Below are 17,080 nucleotides of genomic sequence, written 5' to 3'. Positions count from 1 at the left end.
CGCCGATGTTTACAGCTGCCCGCCTGATCGCCGCCCTGTGCATGGCGGGGGCCGCCTATTTCACCTCGGAATACGCCAAGGGCCTCTTCGACGAGGTGCAGAACTTCGGCGTCTTCAGCTATATCAACACCGCCATCGGGTTCCTCTGCGGCTGGATCATCATCGGGCCTCGCGCCGGGCGCGGGATGTCCGCCGCGATCTCGCATTGCATCACCGGCGCGGCCGCGCTCGTGTTCTGGTGCCTGATGCTCTACTCGCTCAAGCAGATGTGGGACCTTGCCCTGCGCCGGCGCTACGACGGCGCCATGGAGGCCGCTGCCGGGGTGTTCGAGATCGCGATCGTCTACGGCGAGCGCCTGCTCAACACCGGATTTTTCATGATGCTCATCATCGGCGCTCTGGTGACCGCCGTACTTTCCGAGACCGCCTCGCGCCACTGGCGCTGAAGGAGCCCCCGTGCCCGATCTGTTCGTCTACGGCACCCTGTGCCACAGGCCCGTGCTGGCCGAAATCCTTGGCCGCGACGCACAAGCCGTGCCGGCCATGCTGCCCGACCTGTCGGTCTACTACGCCAAGACCAAGGGCGTGCCCGAAGCCGCGCTTTGCATCGCGCCGGGCACCGCAGCCGAGGGGCTGTTGCTTCAGGGGCTTTCCGACGAGGACATGGCACGGCTGGCGTTCTTCTCGGGCGGGTTCGGCGAGGGGCTGCAGGAGCGCGAGGCGCTGACCGGAACAGGTGCGCGCCTGCCGGTGCTGGTCGCGTCCAGCGCCTGCCCGCCGCAGGAGTGCGGTCCGCTCTTCCACCTCTCGGAATGGGCGGCGGACTGGGGCGAACTGGCAAGGCGCACGGCGCGCGAGATCATGCGGCAATACGGGCGCGCGAGTTCTGCCGAGATCGCCGGGCGGCGGCCGTTCCTGGCGGCGCGCGCCTGGGCCCAGATCCTTGCGCGGGGTGGCGCCCCGCACGAGCTGCGCTCGGGGCGCGGCCGCGAGATCGTAGAGATCGTGCAGGACCACGCGGGCTTCGAGGGCTTCTTTCGCACCCGCGCCTTCGAATTGCGCCACCAGCGCTTTGACGGCAGCATGACCGAGACCTTCTCGCGCGAGTGCTTCGTGGCCTATGATGCGGCGCTGGTGCTGCCCTACGATCCGGCGACCGACCGGGTGATGCTGATCGAGCAGCTCCGCTACGGCCCTCTGTTCCGCGGGGATCCGCAGTTGACCGTGCTCGAACCGGCCGCCGGGCTGGTCGACGCCGGCGAGAGCCCCGAGGCCTGCGCGCTGCGCGAGGCGCAGGAGGAAGCCGGGCTCGACATCCGCGAGCTGCGCCCGATGATGAAGGTCTATGCCGCGCCGGGCTACAGCACCGAGTTCTACCATTGCTTCCTCGGGCTCTGCGCGCTCTCGGAGGCCGACAACGGCATGGGCGGGCTCGAAGAGGAGCACGAAGACATCCGCAATCATGTGATTCCGTTCGACGAGGCGCTCGCGCTCTGCGACAGCGGCGAGGTCAATGTCGGCCCGTTGGCAATGATGCTCTACTGGCTGGCACGTCATCGTGAGGAGTTGCGTTCGAGCGCTTGAGTTCCCCGGGGGCGCGCCCTACACCTGTCCCCCAGACCGAGACAAAGGGGAGGCGCCCATGCGGGTTGCACAGGATCTTGCGCATCTGATCGGACACACGCCGCTCATCAAGCTGCGCAAAGCCAGCGAGATGACCGGCTGCACCATTCTGGGCAAGGCGGAATTCGCCAACCCCGGCCAGTCGGTCAAGGACCGCGCGGCGCTCTACATCATCCGTGACGCGGTCGAGAAGGGCCTTCTCGAGCCCGGCGGCACCATCGTCGAGGGCACTGCCGGCAACACCGGCATCGGGCTGGCGCTGGTCGGCGCCTCGATGGGCTTCCGCACGGTGATCGTGATTCCCGAGACCCAGTCGCAGGAAAAGAAGGACATGATCCGTCTTGCCGGCGCCGAGCTCGTGCAGGTGCCCGCGGCGCCCTACAAGAATCCCAACAACTACGTGCGCTACTCGGGCCGTCTGGCCGAGGAGATGGCGCGCACAGCCGAGCACGGTGCGATCTGGGCCAACCAGTTCGACAACGTCGCCAACCGGCAGGCCCATATCGAAACCACCGGCCCCGAGATCTGGGAACAGACCGGCGGCAAGGTCGACGGCTTCATTTGCGCCGTGGGCTCGGGCGGGACACTCGCGGGCGTGGCGCAGGCGCTGCAGCCCAAGGGCGTGAAGATCGGCCTCGCCGATCCGGCGGGCGCCGGGCTCTACAAGATCTATACCGGGCAGGAGAACCCCGGCGACTCGATCACCGAGGGCATCGGTCAGGGCCGCATCACCGCCAATCTCGAGGGCTTCACCCCCGATTTCACCTGTCGCGTTCCCGACGAGGAGGCGCTGCCGGTGGTCTATGACATGCTGGCCGAAGAAGGCCTCTGCCTTGGCGGTTCGTCGGGCGTGAACGTCGCCGGTGCGATCAAGATGGCGAAAGAGCTCGGCCCGGGCCACACCATCGTCACCGTGCTGTGCGACTTCGGCAACCGCTACCAGTCGAAGCTGTTCAACCCGGACTTCCTGAAAGGCAAGGGTCTGCCGGTGCCGTCGTGGCTTGATCGCGCGCCGGCCTCGATTCCCGGTGTCTTCGAGGACGGGTGATCCCGATGTTGCGCTGGCTTCGCGTCGCGGCGCTCTGGCTGGTCCTCGCGCTGAGCGCAGGGCTGGCCGGTGCGCAGGAAGAGGGCACCGATTACGAGAGCTGGAGCGAAGTCGCCAGCCGCGCCGAGGAGGCCGTCGCCAGCGAGCGGGCCTCGACCGAGGCCTTCGAGGAGTTGCGCAGCACCCTTGCGGGCTGGCGCGACACCTTCCTGCAGGCCGAAAGCACCAACGCGAGCCGCATCCAGACGCTGCAATCGCAGCTCGACGCGCTGGGGCCGCCACCGGCTGAGGGCGAGAGCGAGCCCGAGTCGATCGCCCTGCGGCGCAGCCAGCTCAATGACGAACTGCAACGCCTGCAGGCTCCGGCGCGACGGGCGCAGGAGGCCCATACCCAGGCCGACGGGCTGATCCGCGAGATCGACGGCATCGTGCGGACCCGGCAGGCCAATGCGCTGCTGTCTCTGGGGCCCTCTCCGCTCAACCCGGCGCTCTGGTCCGAGACGGCCGCGGCGCTGATGCAGTCGGGGCAGAGCCTGGTCGGGGAGCTGCGCGAAGGCATCCTGTCGGACGTCAAGCGCTCGGAGGCCTGGCGCAACCCGCCGGTCATCGCTCTGCTGCTGCTGCTGGCGCTGCTGCTGGTGGCGCGCGGGCCGGTCTGGGTCGACAAGTTCATCGAGTGGCTGCGCTCCACGACCCGGCGCGGCTCGGGGGTGTGGAGCTTCATCGCCTCGATCATCCGCATCATCCTGCCCTTCCTGGGGCTGGTGATGCTGGTCGCCGCCGTGCGAACCACCAGCTTCGCCGGCGTGAACCTGCAGCGCGTGCTCGAGATGATTCCGGTCTGGGGCGCCGCGCTGCTGATCGTGCGCTGGCTCGCCGATCAGAGTTTCAACCGCAACGACGACATCGCCACGCTGCCGCTGCCGCCCAAGCAGCGCGTCGAGGCGCGCTATTATGCCAACCTGCTGGCGATCCTGCTGGTGCTGCGCTCGGCCGGGGAGACCATCGGCGCCATCTTCTCTTATCCCGACGAGGTGCAGGTGGTGCTCGACTATCCTGTGCTGCTGCTCTGCGCGCTGATGCTGTGGCGGCTCGGGCATATCCTGACCACCCTCAACGACGAGACGGATTCCGACGGCACGCTGCTCGAGGGCTCGACCTTCCGCCTGCGCATCGCCCGCGGCATCGGGCGGATTACCATCTTCGTCGCAATCATCGCGCCGATCATGTCCGGGATCGGCTATGACGCGGTCGGTCAGGGGCTGATCTATCCGACCATCCGGACCCTCGCGGTGCTGGCCCTGGTGCTGGTGCTGCAGCGGTTCGTGAACGATCTTTACGAACTGGTCACCGGGCGCGACCCGCAGGCCTCGGACAGCCTCATCCCGGTTCTGGCAGGCTTCCTGCTGATGGTTCTGCAGCTGCCGGTGCTGGCGCTGATCTGGGGCGCTCGCGTGGCCGACCTGACCGAGCTCTGGACACGCTTCAAGGAAGGCGTTCAGATCGGCGAAACGCGGATTTCACCAAGCGATTTCCTCACATTCGCGATCGTCTTCGCGATCGGCTACACGGTCACCCGCATGATGCAGAGCGGGTTGCGCAGCACCATTCTGCCGAAGACCAGGATCGATGTCGGGGGCCAGAACGCGCTGGTCGCGGGGCTGGGGTATCTCGGCGTCTTCGTGGCGGCGCTGATCGCGGTGACGGCTGCCGGTCTCGACCTGTCCTCGCTGGCCATCGTCGCTGGTGCACTGTCGGTCGGGATCGGTTTCGGCCTGCAGACCATCGTGTCGAACTTCGTCTCGGGCATTATCTTGCTGATTGAACGCCCGATCTCCGAGGGCGACTGGATCGAGGTCAACGGCAACCACGGCATCGTCAAGGACATCTCTGTGCGCTCGACCCGTATCGAGACCTTCGACCGCACCGACCTGATCGTCCCGAACTCGGATTTCGTCTCGGGCACGGTGACCAACTACACGCGCGGCAACATCATCGGCCGGGTGGTGATGACCGTGGGCGTGGCCTATGGCAGCGACACCCGCAAGGTTCAGGACATCCTGCTGCGCATCGTGCGCCAGCACGACCTCGTCCTGCTCAACCCGGAGCCGATGGTCACCTTCGAAGAGTTCGGTGCGGACTCGCTGAATTTCGTGATCCGCGCGATCATCCGCGATGTCGGTCAGATGCTGATCGTGACCTCCGACTTCCACCACGAGATCGCGCAGCGCTTTGCCGAAGAAGGCATCGAGATCCCGTTTGCGCAGCGCGATGTCTGGCTGCGCAACCCCGAGGTCCTGTACCCGGACCGGGGCACCTCCGCGCCGCGCGCGCCCGAGGCCGGTTCGACGGCGGAGGACAAGGTGGCGCATGACCGCGCGGCGGCGGAGCAGTCGTCCCACTCGGGCATCGTGCCCGCAGGACGCGACGGCGATGCCGATGGCGACGGTGGCGGCGGCGAGGGCGGCGGAGAAGGCGGAGACGGCGGCCGATGACGAAGGCGCTGTTTCGCGAGGATGCCTATCTTCGCGATGCCACCGGCGTGGTGCGTGCGCACACGCAAGAAGGCGGCATCGTGCTCGATCGGACGGTGTTCTTTCCCAGGGGCGGTGGCCAGCCGGGAGACAGCGGACGGCTCGACTGGCATGGGCGCAGCCTGAGCATCGCCACGGCGGTTCAGGGCGAGCGCGACGCGGTGATCCTCGTGCCCGCCGAGCCGCTGCCGCTGCCTGCACCCGGCACCGTCGTGAGCCAGCGCCTCGACTGGGAGCGGCGGCACCGGCACATGCGCGTGCACAGCGCGCTGCACCTGCTGTCTGTCGTGGTGCCACTGCCTGTCACCGGCGGCAATATCAGCGCCGGACACGGGCGGCTCGATTTCGCGACCCCCGATCTTCCCGACAGTCGCGAGGCGCTCGAGGAGATGCTCAACGGCTTTGTCGAGCAGGATCTGGCGATCAGCGCCGACTGGGTCGAGGAGGCTGTGCTCGACGCCAACCCGGCGCTGGTCAGGACCATGACCGTGCAGCCTCCGCGCGGGCAGGGCGCGGTGCGGCTGGTGCGCATCGGCACGGGCGAGGAGCAGATCGACCTGCAGCCTTGCGGTGGCACCCACGTGGCGCGCACCGGCGAGATCGGGCGCATCCGCATCGGCAAGATCGAGAACAAGGGCCGGCAGAACCGCCGCGTCAACATTCAGCTCGACTGAGACTCGGGCTGCCGCTTCAACGAGGGCGGCGTCCCGCGCTGCGGCTCAGGCAGCTTCGGGCGCGGCCCGGCGCTGCGGCAGCAGGATATAGAGCGCGAGGCTTGCCAGCACGATGGCGCCGCCTGCAAGCATCCGCGCCGTCGGCGCCTCGCCAAGCCCGATCCACACCCAGAGTGGCCCCAGCACGGTCTCGAGCAGCATCAGTAGGCTGACATTGGCGGCCTGGGTGTAGCGCGAGGCCTGCGACAGGGAGAAGAACGAGGCCGGCAGGATCAGCAGCGCGGTGACGAGGATCGCCGCGACATTGCCGTCCGTGATGCGCCCGGGCCCGGCCACGAGCAGGCCCGTGAGCCCGGCGAGCAGCGCCCCGGTGCCAAGCGCAGGCAGCAGTGGCAGCTCAGGCGCGCGGCGCAGGCTGACGAAGGTGGTGGCAAGGCTCAGCGCCACGCCGAGGCCGCAGAGCGCGCCGGTGAGCGCGGCCCGGTTCAGTGCCAGATCGCCATGGCCAGAGACCGCGATGCCGATGCCCGCCAGCACGGCAACGATGGTGGCCCATGTGGCACGGCTTGTGGGCTCCCCGAGCGCCAGCCACGACAACAGCGCCGCCCAGACCGGCACCGTTGCGACCGCGAGCAGCACCACTGCCACCGGGGCGGCGGCGATGGCCATCGGGAACAGCAGTGCGTTGAAATATTGCGCCACGATCAGCACCAGCCCGGCCGGGCGCAGCAGACGATGCAACGGCGCCTCGCGCCGGGCAAGGATGAGCCATGCCAGCCAGAACATCGCGCCGACGCCAAAGCCGCGCCAGGCCAGCATCTGCCAGCCGTCGAGCCCCGAGATCCGCATGAACAGCGCGTCCGGCGTCAGCACGAGCGCGCCGAAGGCGGCGAGCGCGATACCATAGCGGGACGAGCGCGGCATGGGGATCTCCTCGGCATAGGCAAAAACCAACCCCGCCCGGCGGACGCCGGACGGGGCGGAACTCTGCGGGCAGAGTGGCTCAGGAATAGAGCGGCTGCAATCCCATCTGCATGTGCAGCTGGTTGACCACCAGCTCCGAAAGCCCCATCGCCTTGGCCAGCCGGTCGAGATACTCGGCCTCGGCATCGGTATCGACCCGGATGGTCATCAGCGAGGCGGCATAGACCTGCGCCTTCTGTGCCTCCGGGGTCTCGGCAGCGAGCGTTTCGGGATCGACCGGTGCCGAAAGCTGGGTCTTCACGAAGGCGAGGTCCTCGGCAGAGGCATCCTCGCCGACTGTCTCGAGGATCTTGGCCTGTTCCGCCTTGTCGATGCCGCCGTCGGATTTCGCCGCCTGGATCATCGCGCGCAGCATCAGCCCGGCGGCCTGCTCGGCCTCGGGCGGGGTGCCGGCGGTGCTGACCTGATCGAGCATCGCGCCCACCCCCTTGCCGCTCATCGCGGCGGCCCCGCCGGCTGCCGCGAACATTGCCGGCAGCCCGGCACCGCCTTCACCCGAGAGCGCCGAGAGCAGCCCGCCCTTTGGGCTGCCCGCGTCCAAGGGCGCAAGGCCCGCCGCGCCGAACATCGCGCCGAAGCCGCCTTCCTGCATCTTGCTCATCATCTCCTGCAGCGGATTGGCGGCGCCGGTCTCCTGGAACTTGGCCATCATCTCCTGCAACGGCGTGGCGGCATCGCCGGACCACATCTTGCCCATCTGCGCCTGTAGATCGGTGCCGGGCTCGCTGCCCTTGACCTGCGCCCCGCCACCAAGCAGCGCGCCGAGACCGGCCCCTCCGGACAGCTTGTCGACGCCGCGCGCCGCGGCATAGCCGATGGCGAGCTTCGCCAGCGTTCCCATCAGTGACATGGTTTCCTCCTCCCGGAATTGTCTCTGTTGGCCTCACCTTGGCAGAAAGCCCCCGCGGCGGGGAAGGAAAAACGCGCGCTTCCCGGGCGGCCAACCCGGGCGGGCATCTGCTTGACGCCCCGCGCGGTTCGGTGTTCAGCCGTGGCATGACACTTCGCAAGTCCATGGATCTCGCCGGCGCGGCGGGACTGATCGGGTTCTCGACGCTGCTCGCGTTCAACCAGGTCGTCGTGAAACTCACCAATGACGGCATTTCGCCGGTGCTGTCGGCCGGGCTGCGCTCGGCCATCGGGGTGCTTGTGCTGGGGCTCTGGATCGCCTGGCGCCGCCCCGGCGCGCTCTCGGGGATGGTGCAGGCCAAGGCGGGCGGGCTGCTGCTCGGGCTGCTGTTCTCGGCCGAGTTCGTGGCGCTGTTCACCGCGCTCGACTACACCACCGTGTCGCGCGGCTCGATCGTGTTCTACTCGATGCCGGTCTGGCTGGCGCTGGCGGCGCATCTCTGGCTGCCGGGAGAGCGGCTGACCCGCGGCCGACTGCTTGGGCTCGTGCTGGCGATGGCAGGCGTCGGCTGGGCACTGTGGGATCCACAGAGCCGCAGCGCCGGAGATTGGCGCGGCGATGCGCTGGCGCTGATCGCGGCGCTGCTCTGGGCCGGGATCGTGCTCACCGTGCGGCTGGGGCAAGCCGAGCGCCTGAGCGCCGAGGCGCAGCTGATGTGGCAGGTGGCGGTCTCGGCGCTGCTCCTGCCGCTGCTGGCGCCGCTCTTCGGCCCCGTGCTGCGGGCCCCCACGGCGCTGCACTGGGGCGGCGTGCTGTTCCAGGGCGTGGTGGTGGTGGGCGTGGGCTTCACCTTCTGGATGGGCGTGATGAAGCGCTACCGCGCCTCCGACGTGGCCGCCTTCAGCTTCCTGTCGCCGGTGCTGGCGGTTGGCATGGGCTGGCTGCTGCTGGGTGAGCCGGTGGGGCCGAACTTCCTTGGCGCGCTGGTGCTGGTGGCGGCGGGGATCGTACTGATCAACCGCCGCTGAGCCGCGCCCTCAGGTGCCGCAGAAGGTGGCCGGAACGATTTCGTCCTCGGTCGGCGGGTGGCGCAGCTCCTCGGCCTCTGGTTGCTCCTCATAGGGGCGCGCCAGCACCGCATTCAGGTGATGGAAATAGCGGTCGTCGCCCTCGACCGCGGCGGCGATCATCTGCTCGACGCGGTGGTTGCGCGGGATGAAGGCCGGGTTGCTGCGCCGCATCAGCCCCTCCGGATCTCGCTCGTCCTTGATGCGCTCGCGCCAGCGCGCCTCCCAGCCGTCAAACGCGGCGCGGTCGGTGAACTGGTCGCGCGCATCATCTTCCAGCAGCGCCCGGAAGGTGTTGGTGAAATCCGCCTGGCCCTTGTGCATCAGATCGAGCAGCTCGCCGATCAGCGCCGCATCGCCGGGCTGCGGGTCGGCAAGGCCGATCTTGGCGCCGAAGCGCTTGAGCCACTCGGCGCGCAGCAGGTCTGCCATGCCATGCACGATCTCGGTGAAGACCTTCACGCCGTCATCGGCATCGGGCATCAGCGGTACCAGCGCGGTGGCGAGCTGCGCCATGTTCCAGACGATGATGTCGGGCTGGGCCGAGTAGGCGTAGCGCCCGTAGCGGTCGATCGAAGAGAACACCTGGTTGGGATCGTAGCGGTCCATGAAGGCGCAGGGGCCATAGTCGATGGTCTCGCCCGAGAGCGTGCAATTGTCGGTGTTCATCACACCGTGGATGAAGCCGAGGCTCAGCCACTGCGCCACCAGCGCGGCCTGCCGCTCGCAGACCCTGGCGAGCAATTCGTCGGGGCTTTTCACGCCGGGATAGTGGCGGGCGACGGTATAGTCGTAGAGCGTTTGCAGATCGTCATATTGTCCGCGCGACGAGAACAGCTGGAACGTGCCGACGCGGATATGGCTTTGTGCCACGCGGGTCAGCACGGCGCCGGGCAGGGGGCGTTCGCGCAGGATATCCTCTCCGGTCCGCACCGCCGCCAGCGCCCGGGTGGTGGGCACGCCGAGCGCGTGCATCGCCTCGCTGACCACGTATTCGCGCAGCACCGGCCCGAGCCAGGCGCGCCCGTCGCCGCGGCGCGAATAGGGCGTGGGGCCAGAGCCCTTGAGCTGGATATCGCGCCGGATGCCGCCCTGGTCGACCACTTCCCCCAGCAGGTGCGCGCGCCCGTCGCCCAGCTGCGGCGAGAAACCTCCGAACTGGTGCCCGGCATAGATCTGCGCCAGCGGGTCGGCGCCCTCGGGCAGCACGTTGCCGGCAAAGACCGGCGCGAGGCGCGGGTCGTCGGCGCCGGTGATGCCCAACTCGTCGGCCAGCGCCTCGTTGAAGGCGATGAGCGTCGGCTGCGCCACGGTGGCGGGCTTGAGCTTGGTGTAGAAGGCGCCGGGCAGGCGGGCGTAGCTGTTGTCGAAGGGAATGTGCAGGGTCATGGCCCAGAGATAACCGCTCGCGCGCGGAAAGAAAGACCCCATCCTCCCGCGCCACCCGGCGCGCCCTTTGGGCAGGGCACCGTCCACATCTTCTCTACGTCCCAAATACTCACGGCGCCACGCCGACCAGAGGCGCTCAAATGGTCAGACGCGCTGTCCGCCCAACCGCACCATGCTGCGCTTGCACCGGGACCGGACCGCAGCTCCCATCTTCTCTACGTCGCAAATACTCATGGACCGATGTTCACCGCAGGCGCGCCAGCGGTCAGACGCACCGCCGGCCCAACGGCGCCAAGCCGGGCCACCGCCGGAGCCGGCGCGCAACTCCCATCTTCTCTACGTTCCAAATACTCACGGCGCAGCACCGGCCACCGGACAGACCTCGATCAAGCGCGCGCCCGCTCAAACTGACCGCGCGAATTCGCACATAAAGAGCGCTTATATCGACCTATCGTGCGCCGAGGATCGCGCTATCTTATCCTCATCACCCCGAGAGGAGACACGACATGAGCTGGAACCCCGCACTCGACCCGCATTGCCCGACCGGAGACGAGGTCGACGCCATCGACACGCTGATCGTCCCGCGGGCCCGCGATCTCGGCGGCTTCGAGGTGCGCCGCGCGCTGCCCGCCCCCAAGCGGCAGATGGTCGGCCCTTTCATCTTCTTCGACCAGATGGGGCCGGCGGAGTTCCTGCCGACGCGCGGTCTCGACGTGCGGCCGCATCCGCATATCGGGCTGGCGACGATCTCCTACCTGTTCCGCGGTCGGATGCATCACCGCGACAGCCTCGGCACCGATGCCTGGATCGAGCCGGGCGCGGTGAACTGGATGGTGGCGGGCCAGGGCATCACCCACTCCGAGCGTACCGATGACGAGACCCAGGTCGACCCGATGCCGTTCTTCGGCATCCAGACCTGGGTGGCGCTGCCCAAGGATCACGAGGATCGGGCGCCGCTGTTCCAGCACGCTGCCGCCGACGCGCTGCCATACCTCGAGGGCGAGGGAAAGTCGGTCCGGCTGATCCTCGGCGATGCCTGGGGCGAGCACGCGCCGGTCGAGACCGCGTCGGAGATGTTCTATGCCGATGCGGTGCTCGAGGCCGGTGCGGCGATCCCGATGCCCGACGATCACGAGGATCGTGCCGTCTACGTGGTCGACGGGTCTGTGGAGCAGGCCGGCACCACCTTCGAGGCAGGCCAGATGATGGTGTTCCGCCCCGGTGACCGGGTGTCGCTGAAGGCAGGCCCGCGCGGCGCGCGGGTGATGCTGCTGGGCGGCGAGACACTGGAAGGGCCGCGCTATATCTGGTGGAACTTCGTCGCCTCCTCGAAGGAGCGCATCGAGGAAGCCAAGGAGGCGTGGCGCCGGGGCGACTGGGAAAACGGGCGCTTCCATCTGCCGCCGGGGGATGACGCGGAGTTCATCCCTCTGCCGTGACGGGCCGATGGCGCGGGCTCAGAAGACCCGCGTCATCGCCACGCTGCGCTCGCGCGGTTTGAACCGGGCGCGGCGGTAGAAGCCCTGAAGGCGTTCGTCGTCGCGGTCGATCTCGAGATGCAGGGCCGCGACGCCGCTGTCGCGCAGTCCGTTCGACAGTGCGTGCAGGGCCTCGCCCCCCATGCCGCGCCGACGCACGGCGGGGCGGATGTAAAGTTCGTCGACGCGGGCGTCGAGCCCGCCGAACTCGATGCTCCAGCCGAAGCTCACCACGACATAGCCCACCGGCGACTTGCGCGGGCCGATCAGCCAGATGGCGCCGTGCGGCTGGCCCTCGAGGATCGGCACCAGCGCCGCCTGCACGTGCTGCGCGTCGGTGCCGTAGCCCTGCTCGGCGTGGAAGGCCGCGACCAGCGGCATGAGCCGGGCAAGATCGTCCGGGCCAGCCAGATGCAGTGATTTCATAGCCGCCCCAAGCGTTCCGTCAGAAGGGTGAAGAAGCCGTCCGCGTCGATGTCGCGGATGAAGGTGGCGTTGGGGGCGCGGTCGGTCACATCCCACCAGTCGGCCACGGTCATGCCGCGGGTGAGCTCGGACACGGTCTCGATCTCGACATTGATGAAGCGGCCCGAGAACAGGTCCCGGTTCAGCAGGTACGCGGTCACGCAGGGGTCGTGCAGCGGCGCGCCGTCGGAGCCGTATTTCTCGCGGTCGAAGCGCTCGAAGAAATCCGTCATCTCGGCCACGGCCACGCCAACCTTGGTGCCGAGGGCGCGGAAGGCCTCGTTGCGCGGCGGCGTGACAAGAGCCTTGTGGGTGGCGTCGAGCGGCAGCACGGTGATCGGCACGCCCGAGCGGAACACGAGTTCGGCCGCTTCGGGATCGACATAAATGTTGAACTCGGCCGCCGGTGTGATGTTGCCGACCTCGAAATAGGCGCCGCCCATCAGCACGATCTCCTTCACCCGCGCGGCGATCTCGGGGGCGCGCTGGAAGGCGGTGGCGATGTTGGTGAGCGGCCCGAGCGGGCAGAGCGTGACCGTGCCCTCGGGCTCGGCGCGCAGCGTCTCGATGATGAAGTCGACACCGTGCTGTTCCTGCAGCGGCATGATCGGATCCGGCAGATCGGGGCCGTCGAGCCCGGTCTTTCCGTGGACATGCTCGGCGGTGACAAGATCATGCGCCAAGGGCCGGTCGCAGCCGGCGAACACCTTGATGTCGGGCCGGTCCGCCAGTTCGCAGACGATGCGCGCGTTCTTCGCGGTCAGCTCGAGCGGAACGTTTCCGGCGACAGCGGTGATGCCCAGCACCTCGAGCTCCTCCGGCGAGGCCAGCGCCAGCAGGATGGCAACCGCGTCGTCCTGCCCGGGATCGGTGTCGATGATGATTTTCTGGGGCATGCTCGTCCTCGGTTCGATTTCGCAAGACAGGTCGCACGAGGGCCTCCTGCGTTCAAGGACCAAGCGCTTTCGCAGGCAATTCGCTGCCGTGCAGAAAATTTGTCCCATCAACGTTGCTGTTACCCAATGCGGTGTTAGACTCGCAGCGCATATTGGGATAGGGAGTGAGCGCGGTTAGCGCTAACGATCAGCAATGCAAAGAATCGGAGACACACCCGAAATGGTTTCCCGCGTCATTCCCGTCGAGCCTTTTGATCTCATCATTTTCGGGGGCACCGGTGATCTTGCCCGCCGCAAGATTCTGCCGGCGCTGTTCCGGCGCTACTGCTCCGGCCAGATGCCCGAGAGCAGCCGCGTGATCGGCGCGGCGCGCTCCGAGATGGACGATGCCGCATACCGCGATTTCATCCGCGAGGCGCTGGTCGAGTTCGGCAAGTCACAGGCCGACAATGCCGAGGCCATCGAGGGGTTCCTCGCGCATCTGCATTATGTGCCGGTCGATGCCAAGGGCGAGGGCGGCTGGAGCGCGCTCAAGGACCTGCTGCGCGACGATGAGAACGTCGTGCGCGCCTATTACTTCTCGGTCGGGCCGAGCCTGTTCGCCGATCTTGCCGGTCAGGTGCGCAACCGTGGCCTGTCGAACCGCGACACCCGCATCGTCGTCGAGAAACCCTTCGGTCATGATCTGGAAAGCGCCCGTGCTCTGAACGAGGAGCTGGCGCAGTATTTCCACGAGGATCAGATCTACCGCATCGACCACTATCTCGGAAAGGAGACGGTGCAGAACCTGATGGCGGTGCGCTTCGGCAACATGCTGTTCGAGCCGCTGTGGAACGCCCAGTATGTCGACCACATCCAGATCACCGTGGCCGAGACCGTGGGCGTCGGCGGGCGCGGCTCCTACTATGACAAGTCGGGTGCGATGCGCGACATGGTGCAGAACCACCTGATGCAGCTTTTGTGCTTGATCGCGATGGAGCCGCCGGCGCGGTTCGAGGCCGACGCGGTGCGCGACGAGAAGCTCAAGGTGATCCGGGCGCTCGATCCCGTCGATCCCGACCAGATCGTGCGCGGGCAGTATACCTCGGACGGCGAGATGCCGTCCTACCGCGAGGACGCCGAGAATCCCACCTCGAAGACCGAGAGCTTCATCGCGCTGAAGTGCTACGTGTCGAACTGGCGGTGGGCCAACACGCCGTTCTACCTGCGCACCGGCAAGCGCCTGTCGTCGCGGGCCTCCGAGATCGCGGTGGTCTTCAAGGAGACGCCGCACTCGATCTTCGGCATCGATAGCGGCCGCCATCGCAACGTGCTGTCGATCCGCCTGCAACCCAACGAGGGCATGACGCTGGGCGTCACCATCAAGGAGCCGGGGCCGGGCGGCATGCGGCTTGTCGACGTGCCGCTCGACATGTCCTTCGCCGAGGCTTTGGGGCCGGAGGCCGAGGAGGTCACCGACGCATACGAGCGTCTGATCATGGACGTGATCCGCGGCAACCAGACGCTGTTCATGCGCGGCGACGAGGTCGAGGCCGCCTGGTCCTGGACCGATCCGCTGATCGAGGGCTGGGAGCGCCGTGGCGACTCGCCCAAGCCCTATGACGCCGGTAGCGCAGGGCCGGATGATGCCGCCTTCCTCATCAATCGCGACGGGCGCCGCTGGCGCGGGATCAAGTCATGACCTACGAATTCAAGGAATACCCAGACCGCGAGATGCTGGCGATGGACCTCGCCAACCAGATCGCCGGAGAGCTGCGTGCCGCGCTGAGCCATCAGGAGCGCGCCGCGCTGGCGGTTCCCGGCGGCACCTCGCCGGGGCCGGTCTTCGACGCGCTCTGCGCCGCCGATCTCGACTGGGCGCGGGTCGACGTGATGCTGACCGACGAGCGCTGGGTGCCGGAAAGCTCCGAGCGCTCCAACACCCGGCTTCTGCGCGAGCGGCTGCTGACCAACCGCGCGAGCGCCGCGCGCCTGCTGCCACTCTATGCCGAGGCCGACACCCCCGAAGAGCGGCTGGCCGGGCTGGCGGACGACATCGCGCCGGCGCTGCCGCTGGCGGTGGTGCTGCTGGGCATGGGCGCCGACATGCACACCGCCTCGATCTTTCCCGAGGCAGACAAGCTCGAGGAAGCACTGTCGAACGACGCGCCGATCCTGCTGCCGATGCGGGCGCCGGGCGCGCCCGAGCCGCGCATCACGCTGAGCGCGCATGTGCTCGACGGTGCGCTCAAGAAGCATATCGTGATCTATGGTGCCGAGAAGCGCGAAGTGCTTGAAAAGGCGCGTGGTCTGGCATCGCTCGAGGCGCCGATCAATGCCGTGCTCGACGAGGCCGTCGTGCACTGGGCCGAATAGATTTCTGCCGATTAGAACAGAGTGAGATTTGACATGTGGGATGACCTCAAGAGCCTCGCCGCGACGCGCGACGGGACCCGTATCGATGCGCTGTTCGCGCAGGACGCCGCCCGCGCCGAGACTTTTTCGGTGCGCCATGATGGGATGCTGTTCGATTACTCCAAGACCTTGATCGACGCCGAGATCCGCGCTGCGCTGATCGCGGTGGCCGAGGGCGCGGGGCTGGCCGAGCGCCGCGATGCCATGTTCTCGGGCGCCAAGATCAACGAGACCGAGGGCCGCGCCGTGCTGCACACCGCGCTGCGCAATCTCGACGGCGCGCCGGTTGAGGTCGATGGCGCCGACGTGATGCCCGAGGTGCTGGACACGCTGTCGCGCATGGAGGCGCTGGCCGACGAGATCCGCAGCTCCGAGATCACCGACGTGGTCAATATCGGCATCGGCGGATCGGATCTCGGACCCAAGATGGGTTATATCGCGCTGTCGCCCTATGCCGACGGGCCGCGCTGCCATTTCGTCTCGAACGTCGATGGCGCCGACATTGCGGACACGCTCAAGCTTTGCAATCCCGAGACCACGCTGTTCATCATTGCGTCGAAGACCTTCACCACCATCGAGACCATGACCAACGCCAAGAGCGCCTGGGCCTGGCTCGAAGAGAAGGGCGTTTCGACCGAGGGGAAATTCGTGGCGCTGTCCTCGAACAAGGTGGCTGCTGGCGAGTGGGGCATCCCCGTATCCCGGGTCTTCGGCTTCGAGGACTGGGTCGGCGGGCGCTATTCGATGTGGGGGCCGATCGGCCTGTCGCTGATGATCGGCGTTGGCCCTGCGAATTTCCGTGCCTTCCTGAAGGGCGGGATGGAGATGGACACCCATTTCCGCACCGCGCCGCTCGAGCAGAACATGCCGGTGATGCTGGCGCTGGTGGGCATGTGGCACAATCAGGTGCTGGGCCACGCGACGCGCGCGGTGCTGCCCTATGACAACCGGCTGAGCCGGCTGCCGGCCTATCTCCAGCAGCTCGAGATGGAGAGCAACGGCAAGGGCGTGAGCATGGACGGCGCCAATCTGGCCTGCAATTCCGGCCCGGTGGTCTGGGGCGAGCCCGGCACCAACGGCCAGCACGCCTTCTACCAGTTGATCCATCAGGGCACCCGGGTGGTGCCGTGCGAGTTCATGGTGGCGGCGCAGGGTCACGAGCCCGGGCTCGCGCATCACCATTCGCTGTTGATCGCCAACTGCCTCGCTCAGTCCGAGGCGCTGATGCGCGGCCGCGATCTCGACGAGGCGCGTTGCAAGGTGGCCGGCAAGTTCGAGGGTGACGAGCTCGAGCGGCAGGCGCGGCACCGGGTGTTCCCGGGCAACCGTCCTTCGACCACGCTGGTCTATCCCAAGCTCGATCCCGAGACGCTGGGCCGCATCGTGGCGCTCTACGAGCATCGCGTCTTTGTCGAGGGTGTGATCCTGAACATCAATTCGTTCGACCAGTGGGGCGTCGAGCTCGGCAAGGAGCTTGCAACCGCGCTCGGACCGATGGTCACCGGAGAGCAGGCGGCGGACGGCAAGGATGGCTCGACGCGCCAGTTGCTCGCATTCGTTCACAAGAATGCGAGATAAAGTTCCGTAAAAAACATGTTATTGGCGGATGTTTGCCCGGGTGGAACGACCCGGGCAACTGCGTGTTGTGAGGTCAGACGTCGCGACGCAGCGACGACCA

15 protein-coding genes are annotated in these 17,080 nt (G+C 67.6%); 10 read left to right on the top strand and 5 right to left on the bottom strand.

Annotated features, from left to right (window positions below; all coding sequences use genetic code 11):
* The first annotated feature begins 5 nt into the window (after positions 1-5).
* Genes JF542_RS03760 through JF542_RS03740 form a run of 5 tightly spaced genes read left to right on the top strand, consistent with a single transcriptional unit; the run spans position 6 to position 5,879 of the window.
* Complete coding sequence (locus tag JF542_RS03760) at positions 6-446, top strand: TrgA family protein (RefSeq protein WP_207074791.1); 441 nt, start codon at positions 6-8, stop codon at positions 444-446.
* Positions 447-456: 10 nt separating this feature from the next.
* On the top strand, positions 457-1,584 hold the full coding sequence (locus JF542_RS03755) for an NUDIX domain-containing protein (RefSeq protein ID WP_207074790.1): 1,128 nt from the start codon (positions 457-459) through the stop codon (positions 1,582-1,584).
* A 58-nt stretch (positions 1,585-1,642) separates the two neighbouring features.
* A complete protein-coding gene (locus JF542_RS03750) occupies positions 1,643-2,671 on the top strand; it encodes a cysteine synthase A (protein ID WP_007800634.1) in 1,029 nt (342 codons plus the stop codon).
* 5 nt (positions 2,672-2,676) lie between these two features.
* Positions 2,677-5,166: a DUF3772 domain-containing protein gene (locus tag JF542_RS03745; RefSeq protein ID WP_207074789.1), complete on the top strand. Its 2,490-nt coding sequence runs from the start codon at positions 2,677-2,679 to the stop codon at positions 5,164-5,166.
* On the top strand, positions 5,163-5,879 hold the full coding sequence (locus JF542_RS03740; RefSeq protein WP_207074788.1) for an alanyl-tRNA editing protein: 717 nt from the start codon (positions 5,163-5,165) through the stop codon (positions 5,877-5,879). Before JF542_RS03745 ends, JF542_RS03740 begins: the two co-directional genes overlap by 4 nt.
* A gap of 45 nt (positions 5,880-5,924) precedes the next feature.
* On the opposite strand, the gene JF542_RS03735 is transcribed toward JF542_RS03740, so the two are convergent.
* Both JF542_RS03735 and JF542_RS03730 read right to left on the bottom strand, forming a co-directional pair.
* Complete coding sequence (locus JF542_RS03735) at positions 5,925-6,803, bottom strand: DMT family transporter (protein WP_207074787.1); 879 nt, start codon at positions 6,801-6,803, stop codon at positions 5,925-5,927.
* Between the two features lie 79 nt (positions 6,804-6,882).
* Positions 6,883-7,713: a DUF533 domain-containing protein gene (locus JF542_RS03730; RefSeq protein WP_207074786.1), complete on the bottom strand. Its 831-nt coding sequence runs from the start codon at positions 7,711-7,713 to the stop codon at positions 6,883-6,885.
* Positions 7,714-7,859: 146 nt separating this feature from the next.
* Between JF542_RS03730 and JF542_RS03725 the strand changes: the two genes are divergently transcribed.
* A complete protein-coding gene (locus tag JF542_RS03725) occupies positions 7,860-8,741 on the top strand; it encodes a DMT family transporter (protein ID WP_207074785.1) in 882 nt (293 codons plus the stop codon).
* Positions 8,742-8,750: 9 nt separating this feature from the next.
* Here the strand turns inward: JF542_RS03725 and JF542_RS03720 are convergent, their stop codons facing one another.
* Positions 8,751-10,169, bottom strand: coding sequence for a protein adenylyltransferase SelO (locus JF542_RS03720; protein ID WP_207074784.1), 1,419 nt, complete (start codon positions 10,167-10,169; stop codon positions 8,751-8,753).
* A 506-nt stretch (positions 10,170-10,675) separates the two neighbouring features.
* Here JF542_RS03720 and JF542_RS03715 point away from each other — a divergent pair.
* Positions 10,676-11,608: a pirin family protein gene (locus tag JF542_RS03715; protein ID WP_207074783.1), complete on the top strand. Its 933-nt coding sequence runs from the start codon at positions 10,676-10,678 to the stop codon at positions 11,606-11,608.
* Positions 11,609-11,626: 18 nt separating this feature from the next.
* Here JF542_RS03715 and JF542_RS03710 read toward each other — a convergent pair whose 3' ends face one another.
* Both JF542_RS03710 and JF542_RS03705 read right to left on the bottom strand, forming a co-directional pair.
* A complete protein-coding gene (locus JF542_RS03710; RefSeq protein WP_207074782.1) occupies positions 11,627-12,073 on the bottom strand; it encodes a GNAT family N-acetyltransferase in 447 nt (148 codons plus the stop codon).
* Positions 12,070-13,008: a nucleoside hydrolase gene (locus JF542_RS03705; protein ID WP_207074781.1), complete on the bottom strand. Its 939-nt coding sequence runs from the start codon at positions 13,006-13,008 to the stop codon at positions 12,070-12,072. Before JF542_RS03705 ends, JF542_RS03710 begins: the two co-directional genes overlap by 4 nt.
* Before the next feature lie 220 nt (positions 13,009-13,228).
* Here JF542_RS03705 and zwf point away from each other — a divergent pair, with 220 nt between their 5' ends.
* The 3 genes from zwf to pgi are packed head-to-tail and all read left to right on the top strand — an operon-like array spanning position 13,229 to position 16,980.
* On the top strand, positions 13,229-14,689 hold the full coding sequence (gene zwf / locus JF542_RS03700; protein WP_007800614.1) for a glucose-6-phosphate dehydrogenase: 1,461 nt from the start codon (positions 13,229-13,231) through the stop codon (positions 14,687-14,689).
* Positions 14,686-15,363, top strand: a complete 678-nt coding sequence (gene pgl, locus JF542_RS03695; protein ID WP_207074780.1) for a 6-phosphogluconolactonase — start codon at positions 14,686-14,688, stop codon at positions 15,361-15,363. Before zwf ends, pgl begins: the two co-directional genes overlap by 4 nt.
* A 33-nt stretch (positions 15,364-15,396) precedes the next feature.
* Positions 15,397-16,980: a glucose-6-phosphate isomerase gene (gene pgi, locus JF542_RS03690; RefSeq protein WP_207074779.1), complete on the top strand. Its 1,584-nt coding sequence runs from the start codon at positions 15,397-15,399 to the stop codon at positions 16,978-16,980.
* Positions 16,981-17,080 lie beyond the last annotated feature (100 nt).

Source organism: Salipiger bermudensis (assembly GCF_017309175.1).
GTDB lineage: Bacteria > Pseudomonadota > Alphaproteobacteria > Rhodobacterales > Rhodobacteraceae > Salipiger > Salipiger bermudensis.
This window is presented reverse-complemented; position numbering and strand designations above follow the sequence as displayed.

What these genes read in the sequence shown, in the direction of transcription:
- JF542_RS03760 (WP_207074791.1), top strand. Translation starts at nt 6, where the DNA reads ATGTTTACAGCTGCCCGCCTGATCGCCGCCCTGTGCATGGCGGGGGCC.
- JF542_RS03750 (WP_007800634.1), top strand. Translation starts at nt 1,643, where the DNA reads ATGCGGGTTGCACAGGATCTTGCGCATCTGATCGGACACACGCCGCTC.
- JF542_RS03745 (WP_207074789.1), top strand. Translation starts at nt 2,677, where the DNA reads ATGTTGCGCTGGCTTCGCGTCGCGGCGCTCTGGCTGGTCCTCGCGCTG.
- JF542_RS03740 (WP_207074788.1), top strand. Translation starts at nt 5,163, where the DNA reads ATGACGAAGGCGCTGTTTCGCGAGGATGCCTATCTTCGCGATGCCACC.
- JF542_RS03735 (WP_207074787.1), bottom strand. Translation starts at nt 6,803, where the DNA reads ATGCCGCGCTCGTCCCGCTATGGTATCGCGCTCGCCGCCTTCGGCGCG.
- JF542_RS03730 (WP_207074786.1), bottom strand. Translation starts at nt 7,713, where the DNA reads ATGTCACTGATGGGAACGCTGGCGAAGCTCGCCATCGGCTATGCCGCG.
- JF542_RS03725 (WP_207074785.1), top strand. Translation starts at nt 7,860, where the DNA reads ATGACACTTCGCAAGTCCATGGATCTCGCCGGCGCGGCGGGACTGATC.
- JF542_RS03720 (WP_207074784.1), bottom strand. Translation starts at nt 10,169, where the DNA reads ATGACCCTGCACATTCCCTTCGACAACAGCTACGCCCGCCTGCCCGGC.
- JF542_RS03715 (WP_207074783.1), top strand. Translation starts at nt 10,676, where the DNA reads ATGAGCTGGAACCCCGCACTCGACCCGCATTGCCCGACCGGAGACGAG.
- JF542_RS03710 (WP_207074782.1), bottom strand. Translation starts at nt 12,073, where the DNA reads ATGAAATCACTGCATCTGGCTGGCCCGGACGATCTTGCCCGGCTCATG.
- JF542_RS03705 (WP_207074781.1), bottom strand. Translation starts at nt 13,008, where the DNA reads ATGCCCCAGAAAATCATCATCGACACCGATCCCGGGCAGGACGACGCG.
- zwf (WP_007800614.1), top strand. Translation starts at nt 13,229, where the DNA reads ATGGTTTCCCGCGTCATTCCCGTCGAGCCTTTTGATCTCATCATTTTC.
- pgl (WP_207074780.1), top strand. Translation starts at nt 14,686, where the DNA reads ATGACCTACGAATTCAAGGAATACCCAGACCGCGAGATGCTGGCGATG.
- pgi (WP_207074779.1), top strand. Translation starts at nt 15,397, where the DNA reads ATGTGGGATGACCTCAAGAGCCTCGCCGCGACGCGCGACGGGACCCGT.